General features: G+C 64.2%; 20 protein-coding genes. 7 read left to right on the plus strand and 13 right to left on the minus strand.

Annotated features, from left to right (window positions below):
• Nucleotides 1-64: 64 nt before the first annotated feature.
• From RF638_RS10630 to RF638_RS10660, 7 genes are all read right to left on the minus strand, one after another.
• A complete protein-coding gene (locus RF638_RS10630) occupies nt 65-850 on the minus strand; it encodes an isoprenyl transferase (protein ID WP_129699356.1) in 786 nt (261 codons plus the stop codon).
• A 20-nt stretch (nt 851-870) separates the two neighbouring features.
• A complete protein-coding gene (gene recO / locus RF638_RS10635) occupies nt 871-1,626 on the minus strand; it encodes a DNA repair protein RecO (protein ID WP_129699354.1) in 756 nt (251 codons plus the stop codon).
• Nucleotides 1,627-1,750: 124 nt separating this feature from the next.
• On the minus strand, nt 1,751-3,505 hold the full coding sequence (leuA, locus tag RF638_RS10640) for a 2-isopropylmalate synthase (protein ID WP_368628896.1): 1,755 nt from the start codon (nt 3,503-3,505) through the stop codon (nt 1,751-1,753).
• A 155-nt stretch (nt 3,506-3,660) separates the two neighbouring features.
• Nucleotides 3,661-5,355 (minus strand): LCP family protein, encoded by a 1,695-nt coding sequence (locus tag RF638_RS10645; RefSeq protein ID WP_129699350.1) that lies wholly within the window; start codon nt 5,353-5,355, stop codon nt 3,661-3,663.
• A gap of 94 nt (nt 5,356-5,449) precedes the next feature.
• A complete protein-coding gene (locus RF638_RS10650) occupies nt 5,450-6,499 on the minus strand; it encodes a GTPase Era (RefSeq protein WP_129699349.1) in 1,050 nt (349 codons plus the stop codon).
• A gap of 33 nt (nt 6,500-6,532) precedes the next feature.
• Entirely contained in the window at nt 6,533-7,039 is a 507-nt protein-coding gene (gene ybeY, locus RF638_RS10655) for an rRNA maturation RNase YbeY (RefSeq protein WP_129699347.1), read from the minus strand.
• Nucleotides 7,036-8,061, minus strand: a complete 1,026-nt coding sequence (locus RF638_RS10660) for a PhoH family protein (RefSeq protein ID WP_129699500.1) — start codon at nt 8,059-8,061, stop codon at nt 7,036-7,038. The genes ybeY and RF638_RS10660 overlap by 4 nt, the downstream gene beginning before the upstream one ends.
• A gap of 259 nt (nt 8,062-8,320) precedes the next feature.
• Here RF638_RS10660 and RF638_RS10665 point away from each other — a divergent pair, with 259 nt between their 5' ends.
• On the plus strand, nt 8,321-9,244 hold the full coding sequence (locus tag RF638_RS10665) for a GerMN domain-containing protein (RefSeq protein WP_368842003.1): 924 nt from the start codon (nt 8,321-8,323) through the stop codon (nt 9,242-9,244).
• A gap of 83 nt (nt 9,245-9,327) precedes the next feature.
• On the opposite strand, the gene RF638_RS10670 is transcribed toward RF638_RS10665, so the two are convergent.
• From RF638_RS10670 to hrcA, 3 genes are all read right to left on the minus strand, one after another.
• Nucleotides 9,328-10,089 carry a 16S rRNA (uracil(1498)-N(3))-methyltransferase gene (locus RF638_RS10670; protein WP_095797960.1) on the minus strand — a complete coding sequence of 254 codons (762 nt, stop codon included), beginning with the start codon at nt 10,087-10,089 and terminating at the stop codon, nt 9,328-9,330.
• Nucleotides 10,086-11,228: a molecular chaperone DnaJ gene (gene dnaJ, locus RF638_RS10675; RefSeq protein WP_095797961.1), complete on the minus strand. Its 1,143-nt coding sequence runs from the start codon at nt 11,226-11,228 to the stop codon at nt 10,086-10,088. The genes RF638_RS10670 and dnaJ overlap by 4 nt, the downstream gene beginning before the upstream one ends.
• 73 nt (nt 11,229-11,301) lie before the next feature.
• The gene (gene hrcA, locus RF638_RS10680; protein WP_095797962.1) at nt 11,302-12,315 is read right to left on the minus strand and encodes a heat-inducible transcriptional repressor HrcA; all 1,014 of its coding nucleotides are present in this window, start codon (nt 12,313-12,315) and stop codon (nt 11,302-11,304) included.
• A gap of 173 nt (nt 12,316-12,488) precedes the next feature.
• Between hrcA and RF638_RS10685 the strand changes: the two genes are divergently transcribed.
• Both RF638_RS10685 and RF638_RS10690 read left to right on the plus strand, forming a co-directional pair.
• Nucleotides 12,489-13,355 carry a DUF3097 domain-containing protein gene (locus RF638_RS10685; protein WP_095797963.1) on the plus strand — a complete coding sequence of 289 codons (867 nt, stop codon included), beginning with the start codon at nt 12,489-12,491 and terminating at the stop codon, nt 13,353-13,355.
• A gap of 193 nt (nt 13,356-13,548) precedes the next feature.
• Nucleotides 13,549-14,001 (plus strand): DUF4870 domain-containing protein, encoded by a 453-nt coding sequence (locus RF638_RS10690; RefSeq protein WP_368628900.1) that lies wholly within the window; start codon nt 13,549-13,551, stop codon nt 13,999-14,001.
• Between the two features lie 138 nt (nt 14,002-14,139).
• On the opposite strand, the gene hemW is transcribed toward RF638_RS10690, so the two are convergent.
• Nucleotides 14,140-15,384 (minus strand): radical SAM family heme chaperone HemW, encoded by a 1,245-nt coding sequence (gene hemW / locus RF638_RS10695; RefSeq protein WP_368628901.1) that lies wholly within the window; start codon nt 15,382-15,384, stop codon nt 14,140-14,142.
• The gene (gene lepA / locus RF638_RS10700) at nt 15,384-17,240 is read right to left on the minus strand and encodes a translation elongation factor 4 (RefSeq protein WP_095797966.1); all 1,857 of its coding nucleotides are present in this window, start codon (nt 17,238-17,240) and stop codon (nt 15,384-15,386) included. Before lepA ends, hemW begins: the two co-directional genes overlap by 1 nt.
• A gap of 118 nt (nt 17,241-17,358) precedes the next feature.
• On the opposite strand from lepA, the gene RF638_RS10705 reads away from it, so the two are divergent.
• Both RF638_RS10705 and rpsT read left to right on the plus strand, forming a co-directional pair.
• Nucleotides 17,359-18,000 (plus strand): type II toxin-antitoxin system PemK/MazF family toxin, encoded by a 642-nt coding sequence (locus RF638_RS10705; protein ID WP_095797967.1) that lies wholly within the window; start codon nt 17,359-17,361, stop codon nt 17,998-18,000.
• A 147-nt stretch (nt 18,001-18,147) separates the two neighbouring features.
• Nucleotides 18,148-18,408: a 30S ribosomal protein S20 gene (rpsT, locus tag RF638_RS10710; protein WP_368842004.1), complete on the plus strand. Its 261-nt coding sequence runs from the start codon at nt 18,148-18,150 to the stop codon at nt 18,406-18,408.
• A 628-nt stretch (nt 18,409-19,036) separates the two neighbouring features.
• Here rpsT and holA read toward each other — a convergent pair.
• A complete protein-coding gene (holA, locus tag RF638_RS10715; protein ID WP_129699338.1) occupies nt 19,037-20,038 on the minus strand; it encodes a DNA polymerase III subunit delta in 1,002 nt (333 codons plus the stop codon).
• 167 nt (nt 20,039-20,205) lie between these two features.
• On the opposite strand from holA, the gene RF638_RS10720 reads away from it, so the two are divergent.
• Complete coding sequence (locus RF638_RS10720; RefSeq protein WP_259913143.1) at nt 20,206-21,270, plus strand: alpha/beta fold hydrolase; 1,065 nt, start codon at nt 20,206-20,208, stop codon at nt 21,268-21,270.
• A 189-nt stretch (nt 21,271-21,459) separates the two neighbouring features.
• Nucleotides 21,460-21,687, plus strand: coding sequence for a 4-oxalocrotonate tautomerase family protein (locus RF638_RS10725; protein WP_095797970.1), 228 nt, complete (start codon nt 21,460-21,462; stop codon nt 21,685-21,687).
• The last annotated feature ends 11 nt before the right edge of the window (nt 21,688-21,698 follow it).

The following is a 21,698-nucleotide window of genomic DNA, read 5'->3' on the forward strand; positions in this document are numbered from 1 at the left end:
CGAACTCGAGCGCTCAAGGAGTCACAAATTATTCAACTCACGATTTAACGTTTAAGTATAACTCTCAACTACGCCGTGCGACTTTATCCACGGCTCCCCCGTAACGGCGGTCCCGGCTCGCATATTCTTCGACGGCGCGCCACAGCACCGTGCGATCGACATCAGGCCACAGCACATCCAGGAACACGAGCTCCGCGTAGGCCGACTGCCACAGCATGAAGTTGGAAATGCGTTGTTCACCCGAGGACCGGAGGAACAGATCGACGTCCGGCAGCTCGGGCTCGTCCAGGTACCGCTGCACCGTCGACTCGGAGATGGAACGCGGGTCCAGCACACCGGCTTGAATGTCCCGGCCCATGGCTGCCGCGGCGTCGGCAATTTCTGCCCTGCCGCCGTAGTTCACGCACATGGTCAGGGTGACCACGTCATTGTCCTTGGTTTCTTCTTCGGCGTGCTCGAGGCGGTTGATCACGGACTTCCACAGCTTGGGTCGACGGCCTGCCCAGCGCACCCGGATACCCCATTCTTGGAACGTGGGCAGCTGGCGCTTCATCACGTCCCCGGTGAAGTTCATGAGGAACGCGACCTCCGAGGGCGAACGCTTCCAGTTCTCGGTGGAGAAGGCGTACGCAGACACGTTGGGAATGCCCATCTCGATGGCACCGGCCACTACGTCCAGCAGCGCCCGCTCCCCCGCACGGTGCCCCTCGTTACGCGGCAGTCCACGCTCGTTGGCCCAGCGCCCGTTGCCGTCCATGACCAGGGCAACGTGCTTGGGAACGAATTGCTCCGGGATGGCGGGGGGCTTGGCGCCGCTGGGGTGCGCCGGAGGTGGGATAAATCTGCTCACGCTCACAGTCCTTTACTGAATCATTCGGTGCGTTCGACCAGGCTCAAGGAACGCACCGATCGTTCCATGTGCCATTGAATGTAGCTGGCGACCAGACCCGCGGCGGCCCGCGCCGTCTTGGAGTCCGCGGCATCGATGGTTTCCCAGTCTCCGGCCAACAAGCCCTGCAGCAGCACGAAGGTCGCCTCGCTCGGTGCGGCGGACCCCGGTGGCCGACACTGAGGACACACCGCGCCGCCGATCGCGGCGGAAAAAGAGCGATGAGGCCCCGGCGCACCGCACCGGGCGCAGTCGACAAGACTGGGAGCCCAGCCAGCAATCGACACGGCCCGCAGCAAATACGAGTCCAGGGTGCGTCCGGGTTCATGGAGTCCACGCGCCACCGCCGAGAGGGCCCCGATGAGCAAGTGGTAGTGCTGTCGCGCGGTGTCGTAGTCGTCTGCGGTCAACTTCTCCGCGGTCTCCACCATGGCGGCCGCGGCCGTGTACTTGGCGTAGTCGGAACCGATTTGTTCGCCGTAGGAGCGCTTGCCCAGCGCTTGCGAGACGATGTCCAGGGTGCGCCCCTGCACAAGCTGCAGCGTGGCCACGTTGAACGGCTCCAACCGTGCACCGAAGCGTGAGGTCGTCCGACGCACACCCTTGGCGACCGCGCGGACCTGTCCGTGGTCCTTGGTCAGGAGAATGACAATGCGGTCCGCTTCGGCCAATTTATAGGTGCGAAGCACCACGGCTTCATCGCGGTACGAGCGAGAAGCGAAAGTTGAACCGGCCACCGCTCTAGTCTCCCACGTTCTCCTGGGTGCCCGGGCGGGCACGCAAAAACGCCGACGCCGCTCGGTGGCCCTCCGTGCGGGAGGTCACCGAGCGGCGTCGGCGGCTGGATCGAGACAACGACGCTTAGGCTTGCTCCGCCAACTGGGCGTCGCGCACGGCGCGGTTGATTGCGGAGATCACGGCCTTGAGGGACGCGCGCGTGGTGTTGTTGTCCATGCCCACGCCCCACAGGACGCGGTCGCCCACGGCCAACTCGACGAAGCTCGCGGCCTGCGCATTGGCAGACGCGGACATCGTGTGTTCGGAGTAGTCGAGCAGACGCACGTCCACGCCCTCGTTGTTGAACAGCGAGATCAACGCGTCAATTGGGCCATTGCCCTGAGAAGTGCGGTCGTGACGCTGCCCGTCGACGTCCAGGCCGATCTCCAGAACCGTGTTGCCCTCGTCCTCCGCGTGGGTGGACATGCTTGAGATCCGGTAGCAGCCCCAGCGGTGCTCGCCGCTCTCGCGGGCCGGCAGGTACTCGTCCGTGAAGATCTTCCACAGCTGCTCGCCGGACACCTCCGAACCGGAGGTCTCCGTGAACTTCTGCACCACGCCGGAGAATTCGATCTGGGCGCGGCGGGGCAGGTCCACGCCGTACTCGCTCTTGAGCAGGTAGGCCACGCCGCCCTTACCGGACTGTGAGTTCACGCGGATCACGGCCTCGTAGCTGCGACCGACGTCCTTGGGGTCGATGGGCAGGTAAGGAACGGCCCACTCCAGGTCGTTGACGCCCACGCCCTGTTCGGCGGCGTCCTTCTCCATGGACTCGAAGCCCTTCTTGATCGCGTCCTGGTGTGAACCGGAGAACGCGGTGAAGACCAAGTCGCCGCCGTACGGGCTGCGCTCGGGCACGGGCAGCTGATTGCAGAACTCCACGGTGCGGCGGATCTCGTCGATGTCGGAGAAATCGATCTGGGGATCCACCCCCTGTGTCAGCATGTTCAGGCCCAGGGTCACCAAGTCCACGTTGCCGGTGCGCTCACCGTTGCCGAACAGGCAGCCCTCGATGCGATCCGCACCGGCCAAGTAGCCCAGCTCTGCCGCGGCCACACCGGTGCCGCGGTCGTTGTGCGGGTGCAGCGAGATGATGATGTCGTCACGCTGGTAGAGGTGGCGGCCCATCCACTCGATGGAATCCGCGTACACGTTGGGAGTGGCTTCCTCCACCGTGGCGGGCAGGTTGACGATCATCTGCCGACCGTCGCCGATCTCGAAGGTCTCGGCCACTTCGTTGCAGATGCGTGCCGCGAACTCCAGCTCGGTGCCGGTGTAGGACTCGGGCGAGTACTCGTAGGTCACGTTGGTGTCCTTGAGCTGCTCCTCGTACTTCATGCACAGGCGGGCACCGGTCAGGGCGATGTCCACGATGCCGTCCATGTCCTGCTTGAACACCACGCGGCGCTGCAGCCGGGACGTGGAGTTGTACAGGTGCACGATCGCGTTGGGTGCGCCCTCGATGGCCTGGTAGGTGCGTTCGATCAGGTGTTCGCGGGACTGCGTGAGGACCTGGATGGACACGTCCTCGGGGATCCGGTCCTCTTCAACCAGCTTGCGGACGAAATCGAAGTCGATCTGTGAGGCCGAGGGGAAACCCACCTCGATCTCCTTGTAGCCCATGCCGACCAGCAGCTCGAACATCTTGAGCTTGCGAGTGGGATCCATGGGCTCGATCAGAGCCTGGTTGCCGTCACGCAGGTCCACCGCGCACCAGCGGGGTGCCTTGGTGATGACCTTGTCGGGCCAGGTGCGGTCCGACATGTCGAACGGGAAATTCTGCTGGTACGGCGTGTACTTGTGCACGGGCATACCGGAGGGACGCTGCAAATTCTTCACGAAAAGCGGGCCTTTCAATAAATACGAGATAGGGCCGGCACCACAAAACTCCGCAGCGGGTAGGTCGGCCGTCCGTCAGATGGGTGAGGCCCCGCTGCGGCACATAAGCAGGAGTCGCACGTTCCCAGGCCGCATGTGATCCAACGTACCACTTGTCAATCCTGGCAAGTGAACTGTTCCGCTGTTTGACCCTGCAGCTCGTCCGGCAGTGCACCGGAGAGGTCCAGCTTGTCGCCGGAGGTGAAGTCCTGACCGATCGACACACGCAGGCCCTGCATTTCGTAGTCGGCCACGAGCTGACTGTCCGGGACGCCCAGCAGGGCAGCGAGATCATCGGCTGCGGTGGCCCACGAGGGGTTGTAGAAGATCTGCGTTCCAGCCAGAGCGGTCCCGGTGCGGCTGGTTTCCGCCTGCGCGTAACCCGCCTCCGCGAGCAGGTCCCGGATTTCCTCACCGCGATCGGGGTCACCCGAGCGGTTGGCCACCGTCAGCGGCACCAACGACGGCTGCACCTGGGGCACCCACTCATCGGCGGAGTCCTCGGTCGCGGACGGTTCGGGTGCGGTGGTCGGGGCCGCGGGGGCGACGGTTTCGGCTGGAGCGGCGTCGGTGGTGCCCGGAGCCTCGGTGGGTTCCGCGGCGGCGTCGTCCTGCTGTGCCGGGCCGGATTCCTGTCCCGCTTCGGCGGCGGACCCGCTCGCGGAGGCCGACGGCGCCGCGTCAGTCACGGCGCGATCCTCCTGGAGCGTGTCGAACAGGCGCTCGGCAGGCTCCTCGTCAAGAATCAAACGGTTGGGATTCTCAGGATTGGGGACACTGGGCACGGTGACGAACGCGATCCGTCCCAGGTCGATCCCCGCGAACGTCCCGCCGATCCCCACGAGCGTGGGCAGGGAGGTGAGCCCCTCGTCCACGTGCAGGTTCTGGGTCATGACCTCGGCGATCTGGTACAGCTGCGGCAAATTGTTCAACGTGCCGTCGCCCTGGATCTTGCGGGTCAGGGAGGCCAGGAAGGACTGCTGTGAACGAATCCGGGATTCGTCGCCGCCGTCACCGAACGCGGCACGGGAACGCAGGAACGCCAGGGCCTGATCTCCCTCGACCGAGGAAATACCCGCGGGAAGTTTCAGCCCGGACTTGGGATCGTCCACCGGTCGGTTCACGCACACCTGCACACCGCCGACCGTCGACGAAAGCTCCTTGACCGCGTTGAAGTCGGCGAGCATGAAGTGATCGATGTCCACACCGGCCATCTCGTTCACCGTTGCCACGGTGCACCCGGGACCGCCGTTCTCCACGGCGGAGTTGATCATGTCCCGGTGCGCCGGGAAGACCTCGCCCGTCTCCGGATCGGTGCACTTGGGGATGTCAACCATCAGGTCGCGAGGGAAGGACACCACGGTCACCGCATCACGGTTCTCGGTGACGTGCACGAGCATCATCACGTCGGTGCGTCCGGTGGCATCCTCCTCGTCGCCGTACTCGCTGTTGCCGGAGCCGGTGCGCGTGTCCGAGCCCATGACCAGGATGTCCAATGGTCCATCGCCCACGGACGAGGAACCGTCCGAAAGGTTCAGGGGGCTGCTGTCCAGGTTGCTGCTGAGTCGCAGGGCCGCCACTCCCCCGATACCGATGACCGCGATCAGACCGAATACGGCCAGGATCACCGCGATCTTGCGGGCGGAGGGCCGGTGGTCCCGAGAGCGGTGATGGCGACCCGTTTGCTTGAGCTTGACGTGCTCGAACTCGCGGTCCTCGTGGAGGGACTCGCGACGCGTGGCGGGAGTGTCCCAGGGCGCAGTTTCACGGGACGCGTTCTTGTCGCGGCCGTGTGTGCTGCGTGAATCCACTGGGTAAATCTCCTGTATCGGTACGTGACGCCGTGCTGGGCCCCAGACAGGTTAGTGAGGTTTCCCTAATCCCACCTGAGAATGATTGCGAGGATCAGAATCCCAAGCGAGACAGTTGTTTGGGATCCCGCTGCCATTCCTTGGCGACCTTCACGTGCAGATCCAGGTACACCTTGGTCCCCAGCAGTGCCTCGATCTGGGTGCGGGCCTTGGTACCGATCTCCCGCAACCGCGAGCCACCCTTGCCGATCACGATGGCCTTCTGCGAGGGCCGTTCGACGAACAGGCTCGCGTGGACATCCAACATCGGGTTGTTCTCGGGGCGGCCCTCCCGCTCGGACGCTTCGTCCACCACGACGGCCAGCGAGTGCGGCAATTCGTCCCGCACGCCTTCCAGCGCGGCCTCGCGGATGAGCTCCGCCATCATGGTGATCTCGGGTTCGTCCGTGAGTTCGCCGTCAGGGTAGAGCGGCGGGGATTCCGGCATCAGGCTCACGAGCAGCGAGGCGAGTTCCTCAACCTGGAAGCCGTCCTTGGCGCTCACGGGAATCACGTTACTCCACCCGGCCTCGGACTGGTCCGCGCGCGGCTTTTCGTTGACGGAGGCGACATTCGACGACGACGCCGCGCGGCGTCGTCGTCGTTGCTCGCGCTGTGCTTGCTCCTCGGCCATGACCTCGCGGCCGAGTTCGGTGACCGCGACCAACTGCTCGGCGAGCTTGTCGCGCGGAACGGAATCAGCTTTGGTCACGATGGCGACCACGGGATTACGCCCGGCCGCCGCCGCCACCTGCTGTGCGATGTACCGGTCGCCGGGGCCGACCTTCTGATCTGCCGGGATGCAGAGACCGATCACGTCCACTTCACCGAGGGTCTCGGCCACCACGTCGTTGAGCCGCTGTCCGAGGAGGGTGCGGGGGCGGTGCAGGCCCGGGGTGTCCACCAGGATCAACTGGCCGTCCTGGCGGTGAACGATGCCGCGAATCGTGTGGCGGGTGGTTTGGGGCCGGTTGGAGGTGATCGCCACCTTGCGGCCCACCAGGGCGTTGGTCAACGTGGACTTGCCCACGTTGGGGCGGCCCACGAACACGGCGAATCCCGCGCGGAACTGATGGTCGGGGGTGTCCTGATGATCGTCAGACATCAACGTGTCCTTTCGGAAAGCGTGGGGGCGGGACTACTTCATCGTTTCGACAGGGGCGTCGCGCCCCAGGAACTCTTCGAGCAGGCCCCGCTGAAGGGTGAACATTGCTTCGCGTTCGTCCTCTTCCACGTGGTCGTGTCCGAGGAGGTGGAGCATGCCGTGCACGGTGAGCAGGCACAGTTCGTCCTGTGTACTGTGCCCCGCCGCTTGTGCCTGTCGTTCGGCCACGGGCGGGCAGAGCACGATGTCTCCGAGCACACCCAGGCTCGGTTCGGTCTCCGTGCCGGCCGTCAGCTCATCCATGGGGAAGGACATCACGTCCGTGGCACCGGGCAGGTCGAGCCACTGGACGTGCAGCTCGGCCATCTCGTCCTCGTCCACCACCGAAATGGACAGCTCCGTGTCCGGGTGAAGGTGCCAGCGAGCGAAGGCGAGGTCGGTCAGTGCGGTCAGTTGTTCCTGGTCCACGGCGCGGTAGGCAGCGGGGAACGTCGCTTGTTCTTCCGGGGAGTCCCACGGGGTGTCGATGAAAATGCTCATGCTCGCTCGTTCTGCTCGCCCTGTTCGAGGGGAACCGAAGCGGCCACCCTGCGCTCGTCCTTGCGGCGACGGCGCTCGTTCCGGTGCCGGTTGGTGGTGTCGAACTGATCGTAGGCGGCCACGATCTCGCCCACGAGTTCGTGGCGCACCACGTCCTGGGCCGTGAGCTCGCAGAACGCGATGTCGTCGATGTTCTGGAGCACGTGCTGCACCTGGCGCAGGCCCGACGACGTGCTGCCGGGCAGGTCCACCTGGGTGACGTCGCCGGTGACAACGATGCGCGAACCGAAACCCAGGCGGGTGAGGAACATCTTCATTTGTTCCGGCGTGGTGTTCTGCGCCTCGTCGAGGATCACGAAGGCGTCGTTCAGGGTGCGGCCGCGCATGTAAGCCAGCGGAGCCACCTCAATGGTGCCCGCTTCCATGAGACGCGGAATGGACTCCGGGTCCATCATGTCGTGCAGCGCGTCGTAGAGCGGGCGCAGGTACGGATCGATCTTGTCGTTGAGGGAACCCGGCAGGAACCCCAGGCGCTCGCCAGCCTCCACGGCGGGGCGAGTGAGGATGATCCGGCTGACCTCTTTGGCCTGCAGAGCGCGCACGGCCTTGGCCATGGCCAAGTAGGTTTTACCCGTACCGGCCGGGCCCACGCCGAAGACCACGGTGTGCTCGTCGATGGCGTCCACGTAGTGCTTCTGGTTCACCGTCTTGGGCCGGATGGTCTTGCCGCGGGTCGACAGGATGCTCGTCGACAGCGCACTGGCCGGGCGCATGCCTTCGGCCTCGCGCAGCATGCGCGTCACGCGCATGACGGTTCGCTCCGTGATCTCGGTCCCTCGTTGAGCCAGGACCACGAGTTCTTCGAGCAGTGCAGCGGCCGAGCGCGTGTCGTGCACGGGCCCCTCAAAGGCAACGTCAACGTCGCGCACGGTGATGCGCACGGCGGGAAAGTTCTGTTCAAGAAGGCGCAGCGTGGCATCGGCTTGTCCAAGTGCGCGGAGAGCGGTGTCCCGGTCGGGCATGTGCACGACAACGCGGGTGTGGCCTTCGTGGTCTTGTGGGTTCGGATCGACCCCGGATACATGATCAGTCATTGGGGTCCAGCCTACCGCTCGTTGTGTTGCAGGTTGATAACGGTTTCACCCAGGACGCACTTCTGGGTTCATCGCCACCTGTAACTGTGGGTATCTTTGTCCACCGGTACCAAACTCGTACGTTCTGCGCGCTCTCAACTCGTGTGCGGCGATCAACTGCTACAGCTCATACCGGGGTGGTGAACTCATGGAACACAGGCATTACTCTGCCCGCAATGCGGCGGTCCTACTGTCCGCGGGTCTTGCCGTGAGCCTGGTTCTCTCCGCATGCGGGTCCGCCGCTGACCGCGCGACCAATGCCTTGAGCACCGCTCCCAGGATTGCCTCCGCACCCATGAGCACGGACAACGCCTACGAGGGTGTCGCCACCGAACAGACTCCGGTCTACTGGGCCGGAAGTGGAGCGCAAGAGGGTTATCTCTTCCGGGAGTTCCGCACCGCCTCCAACGCGGACACCGTGGATCCCGTGGCCGAAGCCGTAGTCATGATGACCACGCTGTCGCCCCTCGACGAGGATTACCGTTCGATGTGGACCCAGGTGGAGAACGTGGGCACATCCGTGTCCCCGGATGGAACCATCACCGTGGACATGCCCTCCACCGCCTTTGCCAGCAGGCTTTCGGAGGACGACGCGAAACTTGCACTCCAACAACTCGTCTACACCGTGTCCGCTGCAGCCGTTACGGCTGGACTCCTCGATGCCGCTACGGCCAAAGAAGTTCGCGTCCTGGTGGACGGTGAAACCGGATACAAGGCTTTCGGTTCCGTGGACCTGGATGAACCGATTTCCCGTGACGCCTCGATAGCCTCACCGGTGTGGTTGATCGATCCCCAGACCGGTACGGAAGCGGGTCAGCCCATGACGATCTTCGGCAGGGTGCTGCCGGAATACGCATCGGCCCGGTGGGAAGTCATTCCGGAGGGCGAAGATCGAGCTGTGAAATCGGGAGAGATTTCCGAACCGAAGAACACACCCGCGTCCACCGCCGGAACCGAGTTCCGTTTCCCGGTCGAGGTTCCCGCTGGTGAGTACACGGTGCGGGTCATCGGTGTGAATGACGCAGGACAAGAGGTCAAGGACGACCACACTGTCACGGTCGTCGAAGACTGAGCAACCTACCCGAACTCACCCCTGGTGTGGGGCGTCGGTTCACTCCTTGATCGCCGATGAGCGAGCCACGGCGGCGCTGGAGATCAGGCCCAACGCCCGGTCAAGGCACACAATGCGGCCAGAGCTGCCGGTCCGGCGGTCGAGGCGCGCATGACCTCGTGGCCGAGCTTCAGGGGTCTCGCCCCTGCCGCGACGAACCGATTCAGTTCCTGATCGCTGATCCCGCCCTCTGGGCCCACGATCACACCGATCGACTCGGCTCCGGAGAGCTCTTGGGATTCGAGACCGCCCCAGGAGACAGCGGAGGACTCGTGCAGCACGAACCACAAAGTTCCGCTTTCCTGTTGCATCAAGGAGGCAAGGCCGCTCGAATTCACGTGCTCCCCGAGCTCGGGCCAGCGCGCACGCCGTGACTGCTTGGCCGCAGCGGCCATCGTGGACTGCCATTTGGCGAGAGTCTTGGCGGCGCGTTCGGGCTTGAGTCGCACAATGCTTCGGTCTGCCTGCCACGGGATCACCCGGTCCACGCCCAGCTCGGTGGCGCTCTCGGCGGCCTGCAGATCACGGTCACCCTTGGCCAGCGCCTGGACCAGAACGAACTCGGTGGCGGGGGCGGGCTCCTGCGTCACGGAGACGACCCGAACGGTCATGGTGTCTTTCTCACCGCTCACGAATTCGCACGCTGCCCGCTTCCCGGCGCCGTCCACGAGATCGAGGGTCTCCCCCGCCCGTAGCCTGCGGACTGTGACCGCGTGGCGCGCCTCGGCGCCGGCGAGGACGAACTCCTCACCGGCGCTCGCGCCGTTCAGTTCGGAACCGTCGGCGAAGAAGACCGGATCCGTCACAGATCGTTGAACCGATCCTTGAGCCGGGAGAAGAAGCCACCGGAGGACGGCGTGTTCATGGTGGTTGCGTCCGAGCGGCGCTCATTGCGCAGGGTGGCCAACTGCTCGATCAAGTCCCGCTGCTCGGAGTTGAGATCCTGCGGGGTCTCCACCTCGATGTGCACCTGAAGATCACCGCGGCCCTTGCCACGCAGGTGGGTCACGCCCAGATCCTCGAGCGTCACGGTGGCACCCGACTGGGTGCCCGAGGCGACGTCGACGTCGCGAGCGCCGTCGAACGTGTCGAGCTGGACCGTGGTACCCAGGGCGGCCGAGGTCATGGGAATGCGGAGGCGGGCGTGCAGGTCGTCGCCTTCGCGATGGAAGGTGGGGTCGGGATCGACCTTGAGTTCCACGTAGAGGTCACCGTTGGGTCCGCCGGCGGTACCGGCCTCACCCTGACCCGAGAGTCGGATGCGGTTACCGGACTGGACGCCCGCCGGAATCTTGATGGTGAGCGGGCGGCGGTCACGCACGCGACCCTCGCCGTAGCATTCGTGGCATGGGTTCTCGATCACGGTGCCGAAGCCGTTACAGGACGCGCACGGTGCCTGGGTGGTCACCACACCCAGGATCGACTGCTTCTGGTACTGCATGTGACCGGAGCCGCGGCACATGGAGCACGTGGTGGGGCTGGTGCCGGGCTGGCAGCACGAACCTTGACACGTGGGGCAGACGACCGCGGTGTCCACGGTGATGTCCTTCTCAATGCCGAACACTGCGTCCTTCAGCGAAATGCGCACGTTGATGAGCGCGTCCTGGCCCTGTCGGGTACGGGACTGGGGCCCGCGCTGCCCGGCGGCACCGGCGCCCTGGAAGAAGGTCTCGAAGATGTCCGCGAAACCGAAGCCGGAGCCGGGGAAGCCCCCGCCGAAACCGGTGTCGGTTCCGTTCTCGTTACCCGTGGCGTCGTAGACGCGGCGCTTTTCGGGGTCCGCCAGGACATCGTTCGCGTGGGACACACGCTTGAACTCTTCGGCGGCCTCCGGGGAGGGATTCACGTCCGGGTGGAGTTTGCGGGCCTTCTTGCGGTAGGCGCGCTTGATCTCTTCCGGGCTGGCATCCCGGGTCACGCCCAGGGTTTCGTAGTGATCGCTCACGATGGAATCGATTCTTCTTTCGTCAGTGTGTGTTTCTCAACGCGGATGGGGAACGGTGCCACGGCGGGCGCCGCTACTCCCCCAGCGTGTGGGACAAATAGCGTGCCACGGCGCGGACCGCGGCCATGGTGGAGGGGTAATCCATTCGGGTGGGACCCACCACGCCCAGTTTGGACACGGATTCTGGGCCGTAGCCGGTGGCCACCACGGAAGTTTCCGCGAGCGGGTCGTCGGTACTGTCGGACCCGATACGCACGGCCACACCACGGACATCCTGTTGCATCTCTGACAACAATCGCAGCATGACCACTTGTTCCTCAAGTGCTTCGAGCACGGGACCGATACTGAGAGCAAAGTCACCGCTGAAGCGCGCCAGGTTGGCCGTGCCGGCCATGACCAGTCGGTGGTCCTCCGACGACGCCGCGAGCGACGCGAGTGCCTCGGCCACCACCGTGCCGGCCTCGGCCAGTTCCGGGGGCAGCTGCCGAACCAGGTTCGAGGCGCCCGCGGGTACGTCCTGCAGGGGCCGCCCCATGACCGACGCCAGCACACGGGCCCGCAGCTCCATGAGTTCGTGCTCAGGCAGTGCCCGGCTCACTTCAACGATGCGCTGCAGGACCCGGCCGGACGTTGGAATGAACACGACCAGCAGGGAGGTGCCGCCCACGTCCACGAGCTCCACGTGGCGCAGGGTGGTGCCGGAGGCCGCCGGGTACTGGATCACTGCCACCTGGTGCGTTAGCTGGGCGAGGAGCCGCACGGTGCGTTCCATGGCGTCGTCGAGGTCGTCCGCGCCGTCCAGGAACGACTGGATGGCGCGTTTCTGCGGAGACGACAATGGCCGAACCGAGGCAATCTGGTCCACGAAGGTGCGGTAACCCTTGTCCGTAGGGATGCGGCCGGAACTGGTGTGCGGGGCCACGATCAGGCCGTCTTCCTCCAACGCGGCCATGTCGTTGCGGACGGTGGCGGAGGAAACGCCCAATTGATGCCGTTCCACCAGCGCCTTGGATCCCACGGGCTCCCGTGAATGGACGTAGTCCTCGACAATGGCCCGCAAGATTTCTGCTCTGCGCGGCTGGCTCACTCGTGTCACCTCCCCGGCGTGGACGGGCTTGCACCATGGATCTGGTCTCCGTGGCTATTTTGGCACTCAATGGTTGACAGTGCTAATTCACATGAGTCTACCCCCGGTCTCCCCGCACGCTATTTGGTACGCTCGCGGCTGATCATCCACCCCGCACGTGAGGACGGCGCATCGTGACAGCATCCGGTTGGACCTGGGGCCCGCAGGATTTGACCAGCCCAGCGGTGGCCCGCACCGGACCCGTGCCCCGCGAGACCGCGCTGGAACCCGGCATGGTTCTCGAAGATGCGCAGACCGGCTGGGTGGGTGCCGCGGTGAGCCTGGAAACCATTGGTGGTATGCGCGTGGTCGGTCTGGAGGACCGGCACGGGAAGATCAAGACCTTTCCGCTCGGACCCGGGTTCCTGCTCGACGGTGAGCCCATCAAGCTGGGGCCACCCGCGCGAAAGACCGGGCCCAAGAAACCCGCTCGCACCCGCTCGGGCTCCGTGGCGGTGGAGGGGTTGCGCGCCAGCGTGGCCAAGGAGTCACGCATCTGGGTCGAGGGCTATCACGACGCCGAACTGGTCGCCAAGGTCTGGGGTCATGACTTGGCGGTCGAGGGCATCGTGGTGGAACCGCTGCACGGTATCGACGATCTTCCCGCGGCGGTCCGCGAGTTCAATCCGGGCCGCGAAAGACGACTCGGCGTTCTGGTGGACCACCTGGTCACAGGATCCAAGGAATCCAAGATCGCTGCGGACGCGCTGCGCGTTCCCGGGGCCCAGGGCAATTTGTTGGTCCTTGGCCACCCGTATGTGGACATCTGGCAGGCCGTGAAACCCTCGGTTCTGGGCTTACAGGAGTGGCCCGTGATTCCGCGCGGGATCGATTGGAAAACGGGCATGGCCAAGGCGCTGGGTCTGCCCCATAAGACTCCCGCGGACATCGGGCAGGCCTGGCAGCGGATTCTGGCCCGCGTGGACTCCTACTCGGACCTGGAACCATCACTGCTGGGACGGGTCGAGGAGCTCATCGATTTCCTCACGGCACCGCAGTAATTCCCCCCGCGACGTCAATGGAGCAAATGCACTACCGAGGCTATGGATCAGAGCCAATGGTGGCCCTTCGGGGTGGTGCGAGTAACATCGCCGGCTCAGCTCGAACACAGACTCAGGCCCCTAGAATGAACCGAATACTTCAAGCGCAGCATCTCGCTGCACGACGGGCTCGTTGCCCCGGAAAGAGACATCTGTGGTTGATCAAGCCTCCGCCCCCTCCGGTTCCCGATCGGTGACCGGTAACGCTCCCGCTTTCGAGAGCATCTCCGCCCAGGCCGAACCCTTGGATATTTCCCAGGACAGGCAGTTCGCCACCCTCGCGCACCTGGGCGGTGTCGCCGGTGCACTGCCCAGCTACTTGATTCACCGCACGCTGGGAGATCGCGGACCGTTCACCCGCCAGGAGTCCCGCGAAGCGCTCAACTTTTCCCTGTTGCCCACCCTGATCATCCTGGTGGGCATTGCGTTGTCCCTGATTCCCGCGGTCGGTTGGGTCTTTGCCTTGGTAGCCGCCCTCACCTGGGTCGTTCTGGCGGTCCAATCGGTGATTGCCGGCATCAAGGTCAACCAGGGCGAGCCCTACCAATACCGCGGCAACACACACCTTTTCGACAAGCTGCAGACCAGGCGTTCCGCCAAGGCCTGAACCTCACCTCAGCTATGACGACGCCGCCGCGTCCGGTTGATCCGGACGCGGCGGTTTTTGTTCGCGTTTCGTTCTACTGCCCTGCGCGCCACTTCGTGGTGGCATTCCACCGGACGGCTGCGCCCAGCGGCGGATGCGTCACCAGTCGAGCAGGCGACGGGTCACGGCGTCGGCCATGAGACGACCTTGGTCGGTGAGTATCACGCGCCCAGCGATCGCGGCGGGCCCGTCCACCCAGCCGTCCGCGATGAGCCCGGCCACCGCGTTACGCCCTTCGGGACGCAGACTTGAAGTCTCAAGACCCTCACGTATGCGGATCCCCAGCATCACGTGCTCGAGGTACTGCGTGTCCGGATCCAGGGTTTCGCGGCCCACGGCCGGTGATACCCCGTCACGGACCTTGTTCGTGTACGGCAGCGGGTGCTTGATGTTCCACCAGCGCACGCCGTCCATGTGGGAATGGGCTCCGGGGCCGATGCCCCACCAGTCCTGATTCCGCCAATACGCAATGTTGTGTGCGCTGCGGTTCTGCTCGGCGCTGCGGCCTTCGGCGGCGCGGGACCAGTTGGAGACCTCGTACCATTCGAATCCGGCTTCGCGCAGTAGGCGATCGGCCAGGATGTACTTCTCTGCCTGATCGTCGGGATCCACCTCGGGTACCTCACCGCGCCGGATCTGCGCTGCGAGCTTGGTTCCGTCCTCGATGATCAACGAATACGCTGAGATATGGTCGGGTTCGAGCTCCAGTGCGGCCTCGACGGAGCGTTGCCAATCCGCCACGGTCTCCCCCGGTGTTCCGTAGATCAGGTCCACGCTGGCCGAGAGTCCCGCCTTGCGCGCACCGGACACCGCCAGTGGAACATTGGCCGGGGTGTGGGTACGTTCCAGGACCTGCAACACGTGCGGCACGGCGGACTGCATCCCGAAGGACACCCGCGTCACTCCCGCTTCCGCGAGGATCTCGAACGTGCGGTCCGTGACCGAGTCCGGGTTGGCCTCCACCGTGACCTCGGCGTCCGGAGCGAGCCCAAAGCATTCCCTGGCCTGGACCAGGACATCGGCGAGGTTCTCGGCCGGGAGCAAGGTGGGTGTGCCGCCGCCGAAGAACACGCTGTGCAGCGGGCGCGGGGGTGCCCCAGCGGCGTCGAGAACGGAACGGCCGAAAAGTACTTCCGCGGCGGCGTCGTGATGGTAATCGTCGCGGGACACGCCCGGGCCTAGCTGCGACATTGTGTAGGTGTTGAAGTCGCAGTACCCGCAGCGCACGGCGCAGAACGGGACGTGCACGTACAGGCTCAGCGTGCGATCGCCCGCTCGGGCCACCGCACTCGAGGGCAGGGACCCGTCCGCGGGAGCCGGGTCCCCTTCGGGCTGAGCGGGCATTACTTCTTCTTGTCCTTGCCCGATTCTTCATCGGAGGACAGCGCGGCCACGAAGGCCTCCTGGGGAACCTCAACGCGGCCCACCATCTTCATGCGCTTCTTGCCTTCCTTCTGCTTCTCGAGCAGCTTGCGCTTACGGGAGATGTCGCCGCCGTAGCATTTGGAGAGCACGTCCTTGCGGATCGCACGGATGTTTTCGCGCGCGATGATGCGCGAGCCGATGGCCGCCTGAATGGGCACTTCGTACTGCTGACGCGGGATCAGGTTCTTGAGCTTGCCGGTCATGACCACCCCGTAGGAGTAGGCCTTGTCCTTGTGGGTGATGGCGCTGAACGCATCCACTTGCTCGCCCTGCAGCAGGATGTCCACCTTGACCAGGTCCGCGGCTTGTTCGCCGTCCGCCTTCCAGTCCAGGGAGGCGTAACCGCGGGTCTTGGACTTGAGCAGATCGAAGAAGTCGAACACGATTTCCGCGAGCGGTAGGCGGTAGCGCAGCTCCACGCGGTCCTCGGAGAGGTAATCCATCCCCTTCATCTCGCCGCGCTTGGACTGGCACAGTTCCATGACCGCGCCGATGAACTCGGAAGGCACGAGCACCGTGGCGGAGACCATCGGCTCGCGGATCTCGTTGATGCGGCCCTCGGGGAACTCGGACGGGTTGGTCACCTCGGTCTCTGTGTTGTCCTCGAGCGTCACGTTGTAGGACACCGAGGGTGCCGTGGAGATCAGGTCCAGGTTGAACTCGCGCTCCAACCTGTCGCGGGTGATCTCCAAGTGGAGCAAACCCAGGAAGCCGCAGCGGAAACCGAAGCCCAACGCGGTGGAGGTCTCGGGTTCGTAGACCAGAGCGGCGTCGTTGAGCTGGAGCTTTTCGAGTGCGTCGCGAAGGACGGGGTAATCCGAGCCCTCGACCGGGAACAGGCCCGAGAAGACCATGGGCTTGGGGTCTTCGTAACCGCCCAGGGATTCCTCGGCGGGCTTGATGTGGGAGGTGACCGTATCGCCCACGCGGGACTGGCGGACGTCCTTCACTCCGGTGATCAGGTAACCCACTTCGCCCACGCTGAGTCCCTTGGACGGCATGGGCTCGGGGGAAATTACACCGATTTCCAGCATTTCATGAGCGGCGCCCGTGGACATCATGCGGATACGTTCACGGGGCTTGAGGGTGCCGTCCACCACGCGCACGTAGGTGACCACGCCGCGGTAGGTGTCGTACACGGAATCGAAGATCATCGCGCGTGAGGGGGCGTCCTTGACACCTTGGGGCGGCGGTACGTCCTGCACGATCTTGTCCAGCAACGCTTCAACGCCCATGCCGGTCTTGCCGGACACGCGCAGCACCTCTTCAGGCTCCACGCCGATCAGGTTCGCGAGTTCTTCCGCGTACTTGTCCGGCTGGGCCGCGGGTAGATCGATCTTGTTGAGCACGGGGATGATCGTGAGATCGTTCTCGAGCGCCAAGTAGAGGTTCGCCAGCGTCTGGGCCTCGATGCCCTGCGCGGCGTCCACCAACAGAAGAGTGGCTTCGCACGCGGCCAAGGAACGGGAGACTTCGTACGTGAAGTCCACATGGCCGGGGGTGTCGATCATGTTCAGTGCGTAGTCGGTGCCGTCCACGTTCCACGGCATGCGCACGGCCTGAGACTTGATGGTGATACCGCGTTCGCGCTCAATGTCCATGCGGTCCAGGTACTGGGCCTTCATCTGTCGCGGGGTCACCACACCGGTGGCCTGCAGCATGCGGTCGGCCAGCGTGGACTTGCCGTGGTCGATGTGGGCGATGATGCAGAAGTTTCTGAGCACCGAGGGGTCGGTCGAGGCGGGTGCCGGTGGATTGACGGCCAACGGTGACACAGGCGGTCCTTTCGTTCTCAGGATGACTCCCCAGTTTCCCACGTTCCGTGCGGATGGGCGAACCGGGCGTCCATGACTCACGCGGGGCGGGTTGCGTGCCGCCATTAGACTCGGGGACATGGCAGATTTCATGCGCCTCGCGCGCCAGGGCCTTCGGGCCTACCGCATGTACAAACGAGTGTCCGGTTCCATGCAGCAGAACCGCGGCCAGGACTCCCGCCCGGACATGCAGCAGCGTCCGACGCCGCAGCAGGGCCAGTACGAGCCTCAGGGCCGGTATGAACCGCGCGGTCAATACGAACCGGGTGGCCAGTACCAGGCGCCCTCCTCGCAACCCTCGTCCGGTGGTCGGCTGTCCAAGCCGTATCTCGGTGACTGGACCGGTCCCGTGAATCCGCACTACGACCCCCACCCGGACGGCCGTCCGGATCCTGGAGAAGTCGTGTGGACCTGGGTGCCGTTCCAGGAGGACCACCATCAGGGCAAGGACCGTCCCGTGCTGATCGTGGACCGCGCCGGTGACTACCTGCTGTGCCTGATGCTCACCTCCAAGGACTACGACAATGCGTCCTACAACGATCCGAACTTCGTGGATGTCGGAACCGGCACGTGGGATCGCGACGGCCGGCCGTCGGAAGCTCGCCTCAACCGCGTGATTCCCGTGCTGGCCGCCGATGTCCGTCGTGAGGGCGCCGTTCTGGACCGCCAACGTTTCGACGACGTGGCCCGAGAACTCGGGAACCGGCGCTGGACACGTTGATCTGATAAGCTTTATCGCTGTGTGTCCGCGCTGGTCGTCGGGCACAGCGGATGGTTGCCACCGAGCATCCCCACTCTCACACTCAGTCGATGATCATCCGTGAGCCCTCACTGACCGAAATTCCGTGAACAGTTTTAGGAGTTATACGTGGCCAACATCAAGTCGCAGAAGAAGCGCATCCTCACCAACGAGAAGGCTCGCCTGCGCAACAAGGCTTACAAGTCCGAGCTGAAGACCCTGATCCGCAAGGTCAACGACGCTATCGGCGCTTCCGACAAGGACGCCGCCGAGTCGAACCTGCGCATCGTGTCCCGCAAGCTGGACAAGGCCGTGTCCAAGGGTGTTCTGCACAAGAACACCGCGGCCAACAAGAAGTCCGGCCTGGCCAAGAAGGTCTCCAAGATCTGATTAAGCCTCAGCTGACAGCCTGAGAGCCCGGTACCTCGAGGTACCGGGCTCTTGCTGTATCTCCATCTCCCGCGTTTGCCGCATTCTGGGATCTAGGGTCATATGCGGGTTATAGGGGTTATAGGCAGAAATGTCTGTATGGCCCGGGCATGTCATAAGCGGTGTCGGGTGTCATAGCAAGCAGAAACGTCAGGCGCCGTGAGGGCCCTCCACGTCACATGAAGGGTGGTTAGGGCGTTACACGTCACCTCAAGGGTGGTTAGAACCTGGTGGGAGTCTCGGAAGGGTTCTAGCGCCGCACTCCGTGCAGCGGAGGGTTCTATCGGCACACTGAATGTCCGAGGACGACCGCTGGGCGAGGTGGCCGACAGCATTGCTGTTTGGGTGCGGTCAGTGCCGCCCATTATGGACATCTCGGGCGGTAGTTCCCGTTCACGGAGACATCTGGGGCGGTAGTTCCCGTTCCGGGAGAGAGCGGGGGCGGTGGTTCGCGTCCTGGGAGACCTCTGGGACAGTGGTTCGTACCTGCTGACATTCTGGGTGGAGGTATGTACCAGAATCGCAGTTCAGGATGCGAGGCCCTGCCCGAAATGTTTACACGCTACCGGCGACGGATACTGAGTCGGGGTCAGTGCCTTCCGGATGTCGCGATCACGGTAATGGCACGTTCGACCGCGTAGTACGGGGTACGGGACTCCCCCTTGACCTGGGCATCCGCGTGAGCAATGGCCTTGAGTGCTTCGATCACGTGCCCCGGAGTGAAACGGCGGGCCTCGTTCTGAGCACGATCCACCTGCCACGGTGCAGCGCCGACATCCCGCGCCACGCTTCCCGAGCTACCCCGGGATCCGGCCACCAATGCGATGAGGCGCAGTTTGGCGCCCAATGCGGCCACCATGGGTACGGGATCCACTCCCACATCCACCGCCTGCCGCCAGAGCTTCAGGGCTTGGTCGGCGTTACCGGCCACGGCGGCGTCGGCTACGCGGAATGCGGTGACCTCAACGCGTCCGCCGTAGTACTTCTCCACCAGGTCGTGATCGATGGTGGTGGGGCCGTCCGAGATCAACTGCGCGCACGCGGCCGCGAGTTCTGCGGTACTGGTGCCCACAGCAGCGGCCAGTGCGCGAGCGGCGTCGGGTTCGATGCGCTTTCCGTGCTGCTTGAACTCGGCCAGGATGAACGCGGACTTGTCGCGGTCGGATTTCAAGGGCGCGCAGTCCACGACGAGCGCCTTCTCTTTGATCGCATCCAAGAGCTTTTTGCCGCGGTTGCCGCCGCCGTGTTCCCAGAGCACAGTGACCTCCGGGTCCGGTGACTTCACGTACGAGAGCGCATCCGTCAGGAGGTTCTCGTTCATGCTCGAGAGTTCTGTGACGCACACGAGCTTGGGTTCGTCGAACAAGGACGGACTGGTGACCACCGAAAGCTGCCCCGGTGCGTAGTCGGCCGCAGAAATGAGCGTGACCTCGCACGTTCCCCGTTCCTCGCGAATCTGGTCACGCAGGGACTCACGCACTCGCTGGATCAGGTACTCGTCCGACCCGGTAGCCAATACGAGCGGCTGGGGTGCGGCTTCCCGCCAGGAAGTGCCCGGGTTCGACGGCGTGGAACGGCGCGTGGCTGCCATGGGCCCTCCTCGGCGCAGGACAAACCTGCGCGATGGTGATCGGTGTGAAGTGATCTGGCTGCCCATGCTAGTTGAGCGGTCCGACGTTCAATTCAGTTTTCAACCGATGTGCAGATGTGGGGTTCGAGCCGCTGTATCGATGAATGGACGCGTGGGATAATCCAAGGATGGTGATGGAAGTCTCCTTCGTGACTTCCGCCGACGGGACACGGATCGCTTGGTCGCGTCACGGAAGCGGGCCGCCCCTCGTTTGGGTCGGCACGTGGCTCACTCATCTTGACCACGACTGGTCGAGCCCTGTCTGGCGCCACTGGCTCGAGGCGCTCGGCCAACGATTCACCGTCATCCGCTACGACGACCGTGGTGGTGGGCTGTCAGATCGCGCTCCGGTCGAATACTCCCTGAAAACATGGCGGGCAGACCTCGAAGCCGTTATCGCCGCCGCCGGCGTCCACAGTTTCACCTTGTTCGGTATGTCCCAGGGCGGGGCCGTGGCCGTGGATTACGCGCATACCCATCCAGATCGAGTGAACACTCTCATCCTTTACGGCGCGTACGCCTTGGGTGCGGCTCGACGCGGCGCCTCAGCAGAGGAAGAAGAGGAGCGTCTCCTCAGGGAACATTTGATCAAAGTGGGCTGGGGACGTGCTGACCCAGTATTCCGCCGTGTGTTCACCACGTCGTTCATTCCGGAAGCATCCGAGTCTCAGATGCGCTGGTTCGACGAGTTGCAACGTCGCTCTATGTCCCCTGAAGCCGCTCTGGCGAGCAGTCGGGCCAGAGCGGGACTGGACGTCTGCAGGGCGGCCGCAGCTGTAACTACGCCAACCCTCGTTGTACATGGTGAAGGTGATCGGGCCGTACCGTTCGAGAACGGTCGTCAACTCGCCCGAATGATTCCTGGTGCCCGCTTCGTCTCCCTGGTGTCGTCGAACCACATCCTCCTCGCGAAGGAGGACGCATGGCCCCAGTTCCTGGCCGAAGTCGATGCATTCACCGGTATCACGCGCCGCCCGACCGCCGTTCTTACCGCACGAGAGATCGAGCTCGTGGAATTGGTTGCCGGAGGGTTCAGCAATTCTCAGATCGCCGATCGCATGTTGCTAAGTGCCCGGACGGTAGAAAGACACCTTTCCAACGTCTACGCAAAACTCGACCTGTCGGGAAAATCTGCCCGAGCGGCCACCGCCGCAATGCTGCCCGAGCTGATCCGCCGCAGCTCCGGAACGTGATTCGGGCTTTCGGGTGGCCCGGATTTTCCACGAGCGGCGTCTGCTGGTTCGTTGGCGGGTTGGGTACTACCCGCCACCGGTCATCGTGCCCGGTCACGTTTAATGGCGGCTGCTGCCGATGCGCCGACTCACGTTCCACGCCTACTGTCGAAGTGTCCTGTTCAGGACACCTCAATAAGGGAGCACGTCATGCCGTTCATCAACGTCAAAATCATCGAAGGTGTATTCACTTCCGAACAGAAACACGAGATCGCACGCAAGCTCACCGACACCATGGTGAGTATCGAGGGCGAGAACCTGCGCACCGTTACGTGGTGTGTTATCGAAGAAGTTGCCAGTGGCGACTGGGCCATCGGCGGAAACTCGCTGACGACTGAAGATGTGTTGGCACTGGCCCAAGGACAACCCGTCGGGTGAAACCCTCTCTA

Origin of the sequence: Kocuria sp. CPCC 205235 (assembly GCF_040980905.1) — a bacterium.
GTDB classification, from domain to species: domain Bacteria; phylum Actinomycetota; class Actinomycetes; order Actinomycetales; family Micrococcaceae; genus Kocuria; species Kocuria carniphila.

Bases quoted from the DNA above. Each gene is read 5' to 3' on its own strand.
- RF638_RS10705 (WP_095797967.1), top strand. From the start codon at position 17,359: ATGGCAGATTTCATGCGCCTCGCGCGCCAGGGCCTTCGGGCCTACCGC.
- ybeY (WP_129699347.1), bottom strand. From the start codon at position 7,039: ATGAGCATTTTCATCGACACCCCGTGGGACTCCCCGGAAGAACAAGCG.
- RF638_RS10725 (WP_095797970.1), top strand. From the start codon at position 21,460: ATGCCGTTCATCAACGTCAAAATCATCGAAGGTGTATTCACTTCCGAA.
- holA (WP_129699338.1), bottom strand. From the start codon at position 20,038: ATGGCAGCCACGCGCCGTTCCACGCCGTCGAACCCGGGCACTTCCTGG.
- RF638_RS10660 (WP_129699500.1), bottom strand. From the start codon at position 8,061: ATGCCCGACCGGGACACCGCTCTCCGCGCACTTGGACAAGCCGATGCC.
- RF638_RS10720 (WP_259913143.1), top strand. From the start codon at position 20,206: ATGGTGATGGAAGTCTCCTTCGTGACTTCCGCCGACGGGACACGGATC.
- RF638_RS10665 (WP_368842003.1), top strand. From the start codon at position 8,321: ATGGAACACAGGCATTACTCTGCCCGCAATGCGGCGGTCCTACTGTCC.
- RF638_RS10650 (WP_129699349.1), bottom strand. From the start codon at position 6,499: ATGTCTGACGATCATCAGGACACCCCCGACCATCAGTTCCGCGCGGGA.
- hemW (WP_368628901.1), bottom strand. From the start codon at position 15,384: ATGCCCGCTCAGCCCGAAGGGGACCCGGCTCCCGCGGACGGGTCCCTG.